General features: G+C 60.0%; 1 protein-coding gene. It reads left to right on the forward strand.

Annotation, left to right across the window (positions count from 1 at the left end):
* Nucleotides 1–43 precede the first annotated feature (43 nt).
* Nucleotides 44–305 (forward strand): hypothetical protein (locus AC0L20_RS40590; RefSeq protein WP_473295760.1); only part of this gene is annotated, 262 nt, incomplete at its 3' end.

The raw sequence follows: 305 nt of genomic DNA on the forward strand, positions 1-305 counted from the left end.
GCCCATCACCTGCACCGAACGAATATTTTCAGGGACAGCGGTGATGGGCCGGGCAGCAGGCGGTATCCGGCTCGATCCTGCAAAGATCGAGGGCTTCACGCTGGTGGGGTCGGCAGGTCAGCGTATCCCGCTTTCTCAGATAGGTGAGGTCAGTGTGCGCATGGAAGATCCCGTCCTCCGGCGACGTGACCGCGTGCCAACCATTACGGTGCGCGGCGATATTGCAGAAGACTTGCAGCCGCCTGATGTTTCTTCTGCAATCGCGAAAGAGTTGCAGCCCATCATCGCCAGCCTTCCAGACGGGT

This window comes from Bradyrhizobium sp. Kon58, from assembly GCF_055807455.1.